At 63.1% G+C, this 13,057-nt stretch carries 11 protein-coding genes; 7 read left to right on the plus strand and 4 right to left on the minus strand.

What is annotated here, in order from left to right; all coding sequences use genetic code 11:
* Positions 1–133 precede the first annotated feature (133 nt).
* Both ACJ7C5_RS17085 and ACJ7C5_RS17090 read right to left on the minus strand, forming a co-directional pair.
* Positions 134–1,165 (minus strand): LLM class oxidoreductase, encoded by a 1,032-nt coding sequence (locus tag ACJ7C5_RS17085; protein ID WP_412704584.1) that lies wholly within the window; start codon positions 1,163–1,165, stop codon positions 134–136.
* A gap of 11 nt (positions 1,166–1,176) precedes the next feature.
* A complete protein-coding gene (locus ACJ7C5_RS17090; protein WP_412704585.1) occupies positions 1,177–1,845 on the minus strand; it encodes a DsbA family oxidoreductase in 669 nt (222 codons plus the stop codon).
* A 102-nt stretch (positions 1,846–1,947) separates the two neighbouring features.
* Between ACJ7C5_RS17090 and ACJ7C5_RS17095 the strand changes: the two genes are divergently transcribed.
* From ACJ7C5_RS17095 to ACJ7C5_RS17115, 5 genes are all read left to right on the plus strand, one after another.
* A complete protein-coding gene (locus ACJ7C5_RS17095) occupies positions 1,948–2,901 on the plus strand; it encodes a LysR family transcriptional regulator (RefSeq protein ID WP_412704586.1) in 954 nt (317 codons plus the stop codon).
* A 109-nt stretch (positions 2,902–3,010) separates the two neighbouring features.
* Positions 3,011–4,192: an FAD binding domain-containing protein gene (locus ACJ7C5_RS17100; protein WP_412704587.1), complete on the plus strand. Its 1,182-nt coding sequence runs from the start codon at positions 3,011–3,013 to the stop codon at positions 4,190–4,192.
* Positions 4,193–4,261: 69 nt separating this feature from the next.
* Positions 4,262–5,089: an alpha/beta fold hydrolase gene (locus ACJ7C5_RS17105; RefSeq protein WP_412704588.1), complete on the plus strand. Its 828-nt coding sequence runs from the start codon at positions 4,262–4,264 to the stop codon at positions 5,087–5,089.
* 697 nt (positions 5,090–5,786) lie between these two features.
* Positions 5,787–7,292 carry a S8 family serine peptidase gene (locus ACJ7C5_RS17110; RefSeq protein ID WP_412704589.1) on the plus strand — a complete coding sequence of 502 codons (1,506 nt, stop codon included), beginning with the start codon at positions 5,787–5,789 and terminating at the stop codon, positions 7,290–7,292.
* A gap of 147 nt (positions 7,293–7,439) precedes the next feature.
* Positions 7,440–7,916 carry a hypothetical protein gene (locus ACJ7C5_RS17115; RefSeq protein ID WP_412704590.1) on the plus strand — a complete coding sequence of 159 codons (477 nt, stop codon included), beginning with the start codon at positions 7,440–7,442 and terminating at the stop codon, positions 7,914–7,916.
* Positions 7,917–7,930: 14 nt separating this feature from the next.
* Here ACJ7C5_RS17115 and ACJ7C5_RS17120 read toward each other — a convergent pair whose 3' ends face one another.
* Positions 7,931–8,392, minus strand: a complete 462-nt coding sequence (locus ACJ7C5_RS17120) for a methyltransferase family protein (protein WP_093999984.1) — start codon at positions 8,390–8,392, stop codon at positions 7,931–7,933.
* Positions 8,393–8,545: 153 nt separating this feature from the next.
* On the opposite strand from ACJ7C5_RS17120, the gene ACJ7C5_RS17125 reads away from it, so the two are divergent.
* Positions 8,546–10,561 carry an esterase/lipase family protein gene (locus ACJ7C5_RS17125; protein WP_412704591.1) on the plus strand — a complete coding sequence of 672 codons (2,016 nt, stop codon included), beginning with the start codon at positions 8,546–8,548 and terminating at the stop codon, positions 10,559–10,561.
* Between the two features lie 17 nt (positions 10,562–10,578).
* Here the strand turns inward: ACJ7C5_RS17125 and ACJ7C5_RS17130 are convergent, their stop codons facing one another.
* Positions 10,579–11,802, minus strand: a complete 1,224-nt coding sequence (locus tag ACJ7C5_RS17130; RefSeq protein WP_232460621.1) for a cytochrome P450 — start codon at positions 11,800–11,802, stop codon at positions 10,579–10,581.
* 379 nt (positions 11,803–12,181) lie between these two features.
* Between ACJ7C5_RS17130 and hchA the strand changes: the two genes are divergently transcribed.
* Positions 12,182–13,054 (plus strand): glyoxalase III HchA, encoded by an 873-nt coding sequence (gene hchA, locus ACJ7C5_RS17135; protein WP_093999987.1) that lies wholly within the window; start codon positions 12,182–12,184, stop codon positions 13,052–13,054.
* The last annotated feature ends 3 nt before the right edge of the window (positions 13,055–13,057 follow it).

Consider the following 13,057-nt stretch of genomic DNA (forward strand, 5'->3'; position numbering starts at 1 on the left):
GCCAAAGTCCGGCAGCGTGGTAAAGAGCGGGCGATCAAAACCAGGCCCGGCGATAGCCGTTGTGGGTAGAAGCTCCCCATGATATTTGGTTGAACCTGCCCCCAATGTTGCGCCGCCCCCTTTTATGCCATTTCTATCCCGAAGCTGTACCGCTGCTTGAAATTTTCTGACATTCATCAGTTGTCTGTGACCAAGGCGTTGTCGGTGGGGGCAAGGACGGAAAAGAGGGCAGCACGAACTCGGCGAGTTCCTGCATGACTTCATTGGCAGGCCGCGTGCTGTGCCGTAGGTTGAAGGCGACGTGATGCACGCATGCTCCCGCGAATCCTGTCAGCTCCTCTAGCAGACGATGGCGACCGAGCCGGTAGCCCAGAAAGATCGGAGACGGAGCTGTATCTGGATCTTCGGTAAGGTCGATAAACATCGACTCGGTAAAAGGAAGGAAGGCGCCCTCGGTAGTGGATTGGACGGTGCGATTCCAGGCGTCAATCCGGGGCCGCTGCTGCTCCAGCGGACGAAAATAGGTGACCCACCCGTCAAGATGGCGGGCGATCCATTGCAGGCTCTGCTGCGCGCTGCCGACCGCGAGTAGTGGCAGATGCCGTCCGGTTGCTTTGGGCAACAGATCCAGGCCGTGCAGGTTGCCGAACGTGCCCGAGAGTTCCGGGTAATCCTCGGAGGTGCTGCGGCGGATGACCTCGATATATTCGCGGTAGGCCTCGCCACGCGATGCATGCGACCGGTCGAAAGCGGGGTATTCGCTTGCACGGTCACCTGATGCCGCCCCCAGCAAAAATCGTCCGCCGCTGACTGCATCAACCGACGCGGCCGCCTTCGCGGTGTGCAGTGGGTGCCGCAGCGGGAGCACGATGCCGGCGCTGCTCAGGGCAATCCGCTGGGTCACGGCCGCCAGCTGGCCGAGCCAGACCCAGGGATCGTAGATTTGTCCGGCGTCATTGAACTGTGGGTCGAACAGCGGGACGTCGCGCACCCATAAGGCCGCGAAACCCAACGCGTCAGCCCGGGCGGCCAGCGCGAGTTGACCCGCCATGTCCGGGACACCGTTGATCAAAGGCGCCATGGGTTGCATCAATCCAAGCGTCAGCCGGTCGGGCTGAAACATCCGGGCAAAGCCCGGATGCTGCGTAAGTGTTGAAGGGCGCATCGTCGTGTCCCTCAGCCGATCGAGCAGGCGCCGCCAGTGCAGGCGTCATCCTGATCCATGGCGTGCTGTAGGGCAGTGGTGAAGGTCTGTACGGATTGCGCACCACTGATGATCTCCCCGCCGATGTCGAACAGCGGAACGCTGCGAACGCCCCGGCCCTGGCCATCCCGCTCGGCGGCGCGGACCTCTTCCACTCCTTCTTCTCCAGCCAGAAAGGCCTCTGTTTGTTGACGGTCCAGACCGTTCTCCGTCGCTATGTCGACCAACGTGGCGACGTTGCCGATGTCACGACCGTGCTCGAAGTAGGCGGAAAACACGGCACGGGCGACTTCCGTTGCCAGCCCATGGTGTTCGGCGAACCGTATCAACCGATGCGCAAGGAAGGTGTTGGGTGTCTTCTCCATCGCGTCGTAGTTGAAGGCGATGTCGTCGCCGCGGGCGGCGACTGCGGTTTGTGCATCCATTAGCTGGCTGCGTTCCCAACTACCGAACTTCAGCGACCGATAAGTCTTGCGGTTTAAACCCTCAGAACGCATATCGGGATTCAACTCAAATGGGCGCCATTTCAACTCGACGGCGGTGTCAGCTGGCAGGGCCTGGATCGCCTTGGCTAAACGGCGTTCGCCGATGAAGCACCAGGGGCAAATGAAGTCGGACGTGACGGTGATGTGAATGGTCATGATGGTTCTCCTGTTTGCAGTGGAGTCATCTTGCTCGCATTCACTTGAGTTGATAATTCAGTAAAATTAGACTTCTTCATTGCGTGGAGTGCAAAGGTCGCCATGGATCGTTTTGCAGCATTGAGCGCGTTTGTGGCGGTGGTCGAACAAGGCGGCTTCGCTCCGGCGGCGCGCCGACTGGGCGTCGCGCCTTCGTCGCTGACGCGGCAACTGAACGCCTTGGAGGAACACCTTGGGGCACGGCTGATGAACCGCTCGACCCGTAGCGTGACGCTGACTGAGGAGGGTCGCCAGTATTACGAGGATGCCCGGCGCATCTTGGAGGAGTTGGAGGGTGCCGATCGGACGGTGAGCGAGGTGTCCGGCCCCCCTGCCGGCTTGTTGCGCGTCGCTATGCCGGTCGCATTCGGACGTTTACACGTGGGACCCATACTGCCCGGATTCCTGCGGGAGTACCCGGGCATCCAGCTCGACATCCGCTTGTCTGACACGGTGGCCGACTTGGCGATGGAGCGCATCGATGTGGCGATCCGCCTCGGACCCATGGCATCCACAGAATTGATTGCCCGCAAGCTGGCGCCGCATTGCCGGGTGATCTGCGCGAGCCCCGACTACCTTGGCCAGCATGGTGCCCCGGCTAAGCCCTCCGAACTGGCGCAGCACAACTGCCTTCAATTCGACTATCTCAATGGCAGTCCTACGTGGATTCTCGCGCGCGACGGCAAAAGCGAAAAAGTGACAGTATCGGGCAATCTAAAAGCCAATGGCTCGGAATTGCTGCGCGAGGTCGCGATCGGCGGTGGCGGTCTGCTGTTGATGCCAACCTGGCTGGTCGGTGAGGATTTGGCGGCGGGTCGGTTGGTTCAAGTGCTTGAGGACTGGACGGCTACGCCCGGCGCCAGCGAGGGCGCCATCTGGGCGGCTTATCTGCCCAACCGGCGTGGATCAAAGAAGTTGGCCTGCTTCCTAGATTTTATGGAGAAGCATTTCGGCAGTCCGCCGTATTGGGACCGCTACACGCAGACGGCTTCCTTGTCGGCTGTCGGTTCAGCCTAAGGCTGGCAGAATCGATCTTTGCGCGTAGCGCAAAGGAGAGGATGAAAAGCTCCTGATTATCATTGTTGATGGTTCGGAGCAAAGTGGCAACTCCGAAACGGAGCTGCCCATGAACACCTCGACACCCACACCTTCCCGTAGTCTCCGAGCGCTGATTGTTGGTGGCTCGCTCGGCGGTCTTTTTGCCGCCAACTTGTTGCGTCGGATCGGCTGGGACGTCGACGTCTTCGAGCGCTCGGCCAACGACCTGGACAGTCGCGGCGGCGGCATCGTCCTGCAGCCCGATGTGGTCGAAGTATTCCGGCGCAGCGGCATCGATCTTGGTTCGTTGAATCTGGGCGTCCAGTCGGCCTTCCGCACCGTATTCCGGCCGGACGGCTCGATACAGTCCAAGCACTATTCGCCGCAGGTCCAGACCTCCTGGTCTTTGATCTACACCACGCTGCGCGCGGCGTTTGGCGATGCGCACTATCACCAAAGCAAGACGCTTGAGCGAGTCGAGCAGGATCGAGATGCTGGAACCGTCACGGCCCACTTCAAGGATGGCTCGGTAGAAGTCGGTGATCTGCTGATCGGGGCCGACGGCGGCAACTCGTCCGTGCGCCAGCAGTTCTGGCCCGAGATGCAGCCCAGTTATGCCGGCTACCTGGCTTGGCGCGGACTGGTGCCGGAAGACGAAATGCCACTGCCGGCGCGCCAAGGCTTGCATGGCGATTTCGGCTTTGCCAACAATGCTGGCTCGCACATCCTGGGCTACCTCGTCCCTGGCGAAAACAACGACGTGCGCGAAGGCCACCGCCTGTACAACTGGGTGTGGTACCGCGTTGCCGACAGTGCGTTGCTCGGCGAGATCATGACCGACCAGCAGGGACGCCAGCGCGGCTATTCGATCCCCGAAGGCCGACTGGCCGAACGATGGAAAACGCAGATTCTGCGCGACGCCGAAGCACTGTTGCCGCTGCCGTTCCGTAGCATCGTCGAAGCAACCAAAGAGCCCTTCGCCCAAGCCATTCGAGACCTGGCCTCGGACCACATGGTGGCCGGGCGAGTGCTCATCCTGGGCGATGCCGCCGCGATTCCACGGCCTCACACCGCCGCGAGCACCTCCAAGGCCGCTGCCAACGCGCTGGCGCTTGCCGATGCTTTGCAGGCAACGCCAAACGATGTGGAGGGCGCGCTGAGGCGCTGGGAGCCTGCACAGATCCGCTATGGCAAGTATCTGGAGACTCAGGGACGCCAGAGCGGGGACCACCTGCTGTTCAAGCAGCCACCGGCCGCCCGGATCGGCTAGAACGGCCAGCCTGTGCGACTTCACACATCAATGTTCCATCCCACTGTTTTTCAACCCAGGAGAATCACCATGAGCTTTATCACCACCCAAGACGGCACCCGGATCTTCTACAAGGACTGGGGCAGCAAAGATGCCCAGCCGTTCGTGTTCTCGCACGGTTGGCCGCTGAGCGCGGACGCCTGGGACGGGCAGATGCTGTTCCTGGTACAGCAGGGTTACCGCGTGATCGCTCACGACCGGCGCGGCCACGGACGTTCGGATCAACCCGCAGTCGGCAACGACATGGACACGTGGGCCGATGATCTGTCTACCGTCATCGAATCGCTTGATCTGAAGGAGGCCATCCTGGTCGGGCACTCGACCGGCGGTGGCGAAGTGGCCCGCTACATCGGTCGACATGGCACCAACCGCGTGGCCAAGGTGGTGCTCCTGGGGGCGGTGCCGCCGATCATGGTCTCCACAGAACAGTGGCCCGACGGCTTGGACATTTCCGTGTTCGATGGCATCCGCAAGCAGGTCTTCGACAACCGCTCCAATTTTTACCTGGACTTGGCCATCCCATTCTTCGGGTTCAATCGCGAAGGCTTAGAGATCAACCAGGGCTTGCGCCAGGGCTTCTGGCAGCAGGGCATGAACGGCGGCATTCTTGCCCAGTACGCCAGCGTGCATGAGTTCTCCGAAGTCGACTACACCGAAGACCTGAAGAAAATCGACGTGCCGACACTGGTGATCCACGGCGACGATGATCAGATCGTGCCGATCGCCCATGCCGGGGAGCTAACGTCCAAGGTTGTGCCGAACGCTACGTTGAAGGTCTACACTGGCGCACCGCACGGCTTGGCGGCAACGCACCAAGATCAGTTAAATGCTGACCTGCTTGCTTTTGCCAGAGCGTGAAGGATTAGTCGCCGCGCCCTGGCTTAAGCCGAAGCGCGGCGAGTGGCGGCGTTCAGAATGAGAACGCATGATCGCGCGTTTCAACTCACAGACCAGGAGGGTTGATTGTTGCGGGTGCACTGGTCGGACAAGACACAGCCGCGAAGCCAATCGTTCCCGGCCAGCTGCAGCGCACTAAGATGCAACCTGATCGACAATAAGCTGATTGGCGATGGCGATAATAACAGTCTGTAGCCTGCTGCCAGGAATCACTCCGATGTCGTACGCCCAGGCTTCGTACGGCGAGGCTCTTATGTGGCTCCTAGCCCACAAACTCGCCACTTCGGAAAGCGGTCCGAAATAGATCTAAACCCTCATCCCTATAGAAAATTTCGGTCTTTAAGGAATCTTCAGAAGAACTTGACGCCAGCCATTTTTTATTGGCTGCTCTGCGCCGCTGCGAAGTTCGACGCCCGGGCGCAGTCGCGATCCGATGCCGTCAAACGGTGTCGGCACCGCACATCTTCTCTCGCCTTCGACATCACTAAATCACTTCAGAATTTTCCACCTCTCTCATTGGGGGGGATGTGTCCACGAAGCCGTTCGTCCATGGTCGCCATCGAAGAGGAGGCCACCGGACACACCTGCATGCTTCACATCGAGCCGCGCCGCAGAGGCACGGCCTGTTCGACACATCTTCCACAAAGGAACTGTATCCATGCGTACGTCGCTTCGGGTTTCCCTTGCCAGTGCCATCACCCTGGTCCTGGCCAGTGCCCCCGCCTTCGCCCAACCCACCGAACGGGTATGGACGCGAGGCATGGCCAGCAACGAGCAGTACAGCAGTTTCATCGTCAAGTACCGGGACGGCAGCAGCAAGCGCGTCTCCGCCACCACCGCGCAGGATGCGCTGAAGAAGCGCCTCGGCATCCAGCAACGCAGCAAGCGCTCGATCGGTAGCGCGCCAACCTCGACCGCAGCCGTAACCCACCAGCGCCGGATGGGCGGTGGTGCCGACGTTGTCACCACGGACAAGGCCCTGGACCTTCCGGAAGCGCAGATCCTGATGCAGCGCATCGCCGACGATCCGGATGTCGAGTATGTGCAGCCCAACTACATGATGAGCGCGTTCGCCACACCGAACGATCCGCGCTACGGCGAGCAGTGGCACTACAGCAATCCAGCCAGTGGTGCGCGCCTGCCAGCTGCGTGGGACCGCTCCACCGGCCAGGGTGTGGTGGTGGCCGTGGTCGATTCGGGCTATCTCAACAACAACGACCTGCAGGCGAACCTGTTGCCGGGTTACGACATGATCTCGTCCACCCGTCCGTTCAGTGATTGGCAGTGCATCATCGGGGGAATGAATCCCGGTTGTGGTGGCTCCGATGATGGCGACGGACGCGACGCCGATGCCTTCGATGCGTCCGGCATCGCACACGGCACCCACGTCGCCGGAACGGTCGCTGCGGTGACCAACAACCAGATCGGCGTGGCCGGCGTAGCCTACAACGCGAAAGTGGTGCCGGTGCGCGTACTCGGCAACCAGGGCAATGGCGGTTCCGCCGACATCATCGACGGCATGCTCTGGAGTGCCGGTATCAACGTGCCCAACGTCCCGGCCAATGCCAACCCGGCCGAAGTCATCAATCTCAGCCTGGGCGGCCGCCGGGCCTGCTCGCCGGCCGAGCAGGACGCAATCGACGACATCACTGCGCAAGGCACGATCGTGGTGGTCGCCGCCGGCAACAGCAATCTGGATGTGTCCGAGTTTGCCCCGGCGAACTGCAAGGGCGTGATCGCGGTGGCTGCCAACGACCAGGGCGGGCGCCGTGCGTTCTACTCCAACTATGGCGCAGGCATCCACATCACCGCGCCCGGCGGCGAGACATGGTCGTGCCGCGCCTCAGTGGGCGAGTTCCTGCCACTGGCCACGCCGCCGAACCAGACCAACTGCGCGCCGACCCGCCAGCACCCGGCACAGGGCATTCTGTCCACCGTGGGCAACAACGCGTTCGACTTCATGTCCGGCACCTCGATGGCGGCGCCCCATGTCGCTGGCATCGTCGCGCTGATGCAGGCCGTGGCGCCGGTGCCCAAGACCACCGATCAGGTCAAGGAGATCCTGCGTCGAACCGCGCGCCCGATCGCGGCAGCAAACTGCCCGGGAGGCTGCGGGCCAGGCATCGTGGACGCGGCGGAAGCCGTGAAGGCAGCCAGCAACTGATGGCATGGCGCAGCGGCCCAACAGGGTCGCTGCGCCGTTCAAGCACGCATTCGCTTCGTACACGTTCGTGACACCCGCTTCGGCTCATAATCATCGCGTGCGCGCCCCACCCGGTGCCTCGCCCCGTCACGAACAGAAGGATCTGCAATGAAATCCCAAGCCGGCGTATTGGTCCTGGTATTGGCCGCACTCTCCGCAGGCGCCACAGCCCATGCCGCCATCGCCCCCACCGGCACCGCAACGCTCGAAGCGCTGCTGGCCTGCAAGGCAGGTTCCAACTTCAGCGAAGCCGAGGCCATCGATGCCCTGCAGGCCGCCGGCCTGGCCAGGAAGCCCGGCGGCACGTTCGAGCCGGAAACTACGCCGGTCGCCCTGTTCGGCGGTACCGTCACCAATGTCGATGTGAATGTCGCCGAAGGTGAGAAGAGCATCTTCGTGTATCTGAACGGTGTCGACCCGAAGCGCCTCGCCAAGACCTGGTCGGTGACCACGGTGAACGAATACGCCAACACCGAAGCGCCCTCGTACGTGAAGCGCATCGACAAGCGCCACACCCTGCATGTCATCGCGGGTGACGACTATGAGGGCTATTCCGCTGCGGTGAAGTGCCAGATCACGCCGTAGTGGCCTGATCCGTGCTACAGCCAGCGTCGTACTCGCTGGCGGAAGGCGGCGTATGCCTCGGGAAAGCGGACCGACAGCGCCCGCTCTTCCGGCACGATCTGCAGCCGCGTGATGTACAGCACGAACAGCGGGACAGCCAGCAACGCGACCGGGCTCCGCAGGTACAACATGACGCCTGCCAGCACCGTGGCCTGCCCCAGATACATCGGATTGCGCGTGTAACGGTACACACCCTGCGTGACCAGCGCGCTCGCCACTGCGGGGCGCAGCGGGTTCACCGTGGTACGCGCACGACGGAAAGCCAGCTTCGGCAGCAGGTTCAACGTCACGCCGATGGCCACCAGCCCACCGGCCAGCAGTGCCGGCATCGGCAGCGGCACCACCGGTCCCGCTGCCAGCCGGCTTGCCAGGTAGCCGATGGCGCCACACAGGAGCATCACCAGCGGCGGTGGAACACGGGTCTCAAGCCAGCGCATCGCAGTTCCTGCATTCGTCCATTCACCCCAGTGTCACACGGGAATGCCTGAATCGCTTGCATGGCAGGGCTTTCACGGCACAAACCGACCGCCCGGTATCTTCCGCTTTGACATGCCGACCGCTAGAGTGGCGCCACCGCGCAGGAGGATCGTATGGCTACCACGGGCTTGGGCTTCATCGGCCGCACGACCCTGATCATCACCGTGCTGCTCACTTTGGGCGGCTGTGCCACGTTGCGCCAGTTCGGACCGTCGGTGCAGGTCGCCTCGGTCACGCCCGGCCAGTACATCGCGCTCAAGCGCGGTGACATCCTCACCACCGGCAAGCTCAGCTCGGCGACGACGGAAACGCTGCGCGTGGCCGGGCTCGATGAAGGCGTCTGTGCCAAGCCGGGCCTGCCCTGCATCGAGGCAATGGAAGCCAGCATCGTGGTGCGCGAGGAAGACAAACGCTCGAGCCTGGCCGAGTTGTGGGTGCAGTACGCAATGACCCTGCCCTCCCCAAAGCGCGAGTACTCCACCTCAGGCCGTGCCAAGACCGCAATCACCGAACTGGATGCCGACTTCCAGCCGCGCCTGGATGCATGGATGCAGGTTGCACGCCAGGCCTACGCCTATCTGTTCTTCACCGAGCGCACGGCCAACCAGCGTGGCTTCGAAGACCGCCAGACCCAGGTGCGCGACTACTACAACCTGGCCGTGCAGGAAGCCTCGGTGCAGTTGTACAACGCGTATGCCACTGGGCGCGTCCGTAACGATGCCAGCCACCTGACGCTGGGGCGCTGGACCTTCGTGCTGACACCGTCCACCGATGCATCACCGTTGGACACACGAACGCCGACCGAACTGGTCCCCGCCGCATTGCTGTCGTTCACCGGCACGCTGCGCAGTGTGCATCGCCGCGATGGATTCGGTGCCGAACTGGTGGCGGTGATGAACGACCCGGCCAGCACCACGGCCACCCCGGCAGCGACGCCTGCTACGCAGTCCACCGCTTCGCCGCAGCAGAGCTGGAGCGAGATGCCTTCGCCGTCGATGACAGTGCTGCTGCGCTTCTCTGGAAAGAACCTCTGGGAAGTGCTGCACGACGATGAGCCGGAACTGGAAATCCACGATCCCTACCAGGTCACGGAAGTCACCCTGCACGGACAGGAAGTGCCGCTGGCCGCGAACTTCACCGCTGGCTATGCGCTGTGGCTGGCCCGCTCCAACTTCAGCCACCAGTCGCTGCGCTCGCTGTTCGGCGGCAAGGGCGGCATCGAAACACCGCATCTGTACATGATGCAGCCCTACGACCCGAACCGCCGCGTGCTGCTGATGATCCATGGCCTGGCCAGCAGCCCGGAAGCCTGGGTCAACGTCGCCAACGAGCTGATGCGTGACGACGAGATCCGCCAGGATTTCCAGATCTGGCAGTTCTACTACCCGACCAACATGCCCATCGCGATGAGCCACGATGCGATGCGCCATACGCTGGCCGAGGTGTTCAAGCACTTCGACCCCAGTGGCAAGGCGCAGGCCTCGCATGACATGGTGCTGGTGGGGCACAGCATGGGCGGCGTGATCGCACGGCTGATGATCTCCTCTTCCGGCGATCACCTGGTGGACACCCTGCTGGCCACTGCGCAGATGACGCCGGCGCAGCGCGAACTGCTGCGTACCAAAGGCGCACCGGTACTGACCTTCCTGCCGGAACCGGAAGTATCGCGCGTGGTGTTCATTGCCACCCCACACCGCGGTACCGACGTGGCAGGTACCCGCCTGGGCCGCTGGATCGGGCGCCTGGTGCGCTTGCCCCTGACCGTACTGGAAGACGTCGCCACCATCGCCAACGACGGCCAGATCGATCGCAATGACGGCAAGCACGGCTATCAGATGAACAGCATCCAGAACCTGGACAAGGACGATCCTTTCGTCCGCGCCGTGGCCGACCTGCCGATGTCGCCGAAGGTGCACTACCACTCGATCATCGCGCGCGCCAAGGCCGACGGACCGCTGGAGAAGACTGACGACGGGCTGGTGCCCTACTGGAGTTCGCACCTGCCGCGCGCGGAATCGGAGAAGGTGATCGTATCCGGGCACAGCGTGCAGGAAGCCACGCCGGCCATCGTCGAGCTGCGCCGGATCCTGCATGAGGACATGCAGGAACACGGGCGAACGGAAAAGTAAGCCGCCGCCCGGGCAGATCAGGCAGCCGCCGTGCGACGCGAGAACGTGCCATGCAGCGCCGCCGGGATCGCGAAGCCCTCCATGCGCACCTCGGGCCGGTAGTCGGCGCTGGGGGTGAAACGGAACTCGCGTGCCAGCAGCGCACACAGCAGTACCAGTTGCGCGTTGCCCACCGCCGATCCAACGCAGGAGCGCGTGGGGAAGCCATAAGGCACATAGATGCCGGCGGTGCGCTTGCGCCGCTCGGGCAGCCAGCGATCGGGATCGAACTGCAACGGGTCATCCCAGTACTTCGCCGAGCGATGCTGGATGAACGAGCTCAACTCGAACACGGTGCCTTCGGCAATAGCCTGCCCTTCCACCTGCAGATCGCAGGCGGCCACGCGCCGGTTGTTGAAGGGCGTGGAGTACAACCGCATCACTTCCTTCAGGAAACGCATGGTGCAGGGAATCCTGGCCATCGGCAGCGCGTGGATCTCCGCATCCGAGAGCGGCGCGAATTCCTCCTCGATGCGCTGGCGCCATTGTGGATGCATCTGCATCGCCAGCAGCAGACAGGCGGCCATCATGCCGGGCACGCCGGAAATGGCGATCAGCTGCACGGTGACCAGGTAGGTGACCTTGTCCAGGCCGATGCGCTCGCGCAGGGTCAGCAATGACTGCGCGTAGTCCAGCGCCGAACGTCCGCTGCGGACCCTGCGCTTGAGCTCGGCTGCAATCGCCCGCGATTCGCCACGACCGATAAGGAAGTTCCGCAACAGATGGCGCCGATGGATGACCTGCTCGACCTGGGTGGTGTAGCGCAGATGCAGGGCACGTTCGATGGCCGCGTTGCCGCGCGCGTCGAGCCCGTCGATCACCAGCGGCACCAGCGGATGTGCCATCACCTTCCACACAGCTGGCGTGGCATCCAGCTCGCTCCCGCACAAGGCGTCCATTGCCTGCCGCATGCGCGACTGCAGCGCCTCCAGGGTCTGTGCTCCGGTGAGCTCGGCACTGCGGGTGGCGATCAGGCTGCGTACTTCGGTCCAGCGCACGCGTTCGTGCCGGCGGAACAGGTCGGCCAGCGACTCGACCACGAACAGGTGCTCGGAATTCTCTTTGTCGACCTTGCCGGCCAACTCCGGGCAGAACACCCCGATACCGCCAGTTTCCAGTTTCAGCACCGGTCCTTCGCGCTCCACGCGCGCAGCCAGGCGCTCGGCAGCAATGGCGCTGCCTTCATTCGACATCCCTTGCATGCAGTGCGTCTCCGGCAGGAAGGGACTCGAAAGACGAGTCCCTTCGTCTTGCTACCGCTCAATTGCGGGGTTGCCCCGCAGGATCAGAACTCGACCCAGAGCGGCCAGGTATTCCACACACTGCTCTTCTCGTTCGGATGGATATTCAGAGTGACGCGCAATGCTCGGGCGAATCTTTTCATTTTCATTCCTTTGCTTGCTGTGTGGTTATGCCGGGATTATCCCGGCACCGGCTAGATAACACGACATAATCCTGCTGTCCAACCGGGTCGGTGGCGCGATGCAACATCGGGGTGGTAATGCATTGAGGGGAATCCCTCATCGCGCCTGCGCACGCGGCCTCCTATGCTGGGCTCACTTTCCCCCAACGGAGGTCCGCATGAACACGCAAGAGCCCAGCCGCCAGCCCAGCCCCGATCCGGCCGAGCGCGATGCCTTCTTCCCGTCGCCATACTCGCTGTCGCAGTTCACCTCGGCCAAGAGCAACCTTGCCGGTGCCGACTATCCGGATGCGCGCCGCGATGGCCGCTGGAAGGTGCTGATGATCGCCGCCGACGAGCGCTACCTGCCCACCGCCAATGGCCACCTGTTCTCCACCGGCAACCATCCGGTGGAAACCCTGCTGCCGATGTACCACCTGGACAAGGCCGGCTTCGACATCGATGTGGCCACGCTGTCCGGCAACGCCGCCAAGTTCGAGTGGTGGGCGTTCCCGCAGGAGGACAAGGAAATCGGAGAACTGTACGCGCGTTATGAAGAACGCTTCCGCCAGCCGCTGCCGCTGGACGAAGTGGTTGCCGGCCTCGCTGCGGATTCGGACTACGCGGCCGTGTTCATTCCCGGTGGTCATGGTGCGCTGATCGGCCTGCCGCAGAGCCGCGCCGTGAAGTCGGTCCTGCACTGGGCAATGGCCGAGCAACGCCACATCATCACCCTCTGCCACGGCCCGGCCGCGTTGCTGGCTGCGGGCGTCGACGAGGCCGATGGTGGTTCGCTGTTCCGCGGCTACCGCATCTGTGCCTTCCCCGATGCGATGGACCGGCAGACACCGGAGATCGGCTACATGCCCGGGCAACTGACGTGGTTCTTCGGTGAGCGCCTGGCGCAGCAGGGCGTGCAGATCGTCAACGACGGCATCGATGGCAGCGTGCTGCAGGACCGCCTGCTGCTGACCGGCGACAGCCCACTGGCCGGCAACGCGCTGGGCAAGCTGGCTGCACGTACCCTGCTCGACGCGCTGGCCGGGCGCTGACCC

The organism is Nocardiopsis yanglingensis, from assembly GCF_045809185.1.
GTDB lineage: Bacteria > Pseudomonadota > Gammaproteobacteria > Xanthomonadales > Xanthomonadaceae > Stenotrophomonas > Stenotrophomonas yanglingensis.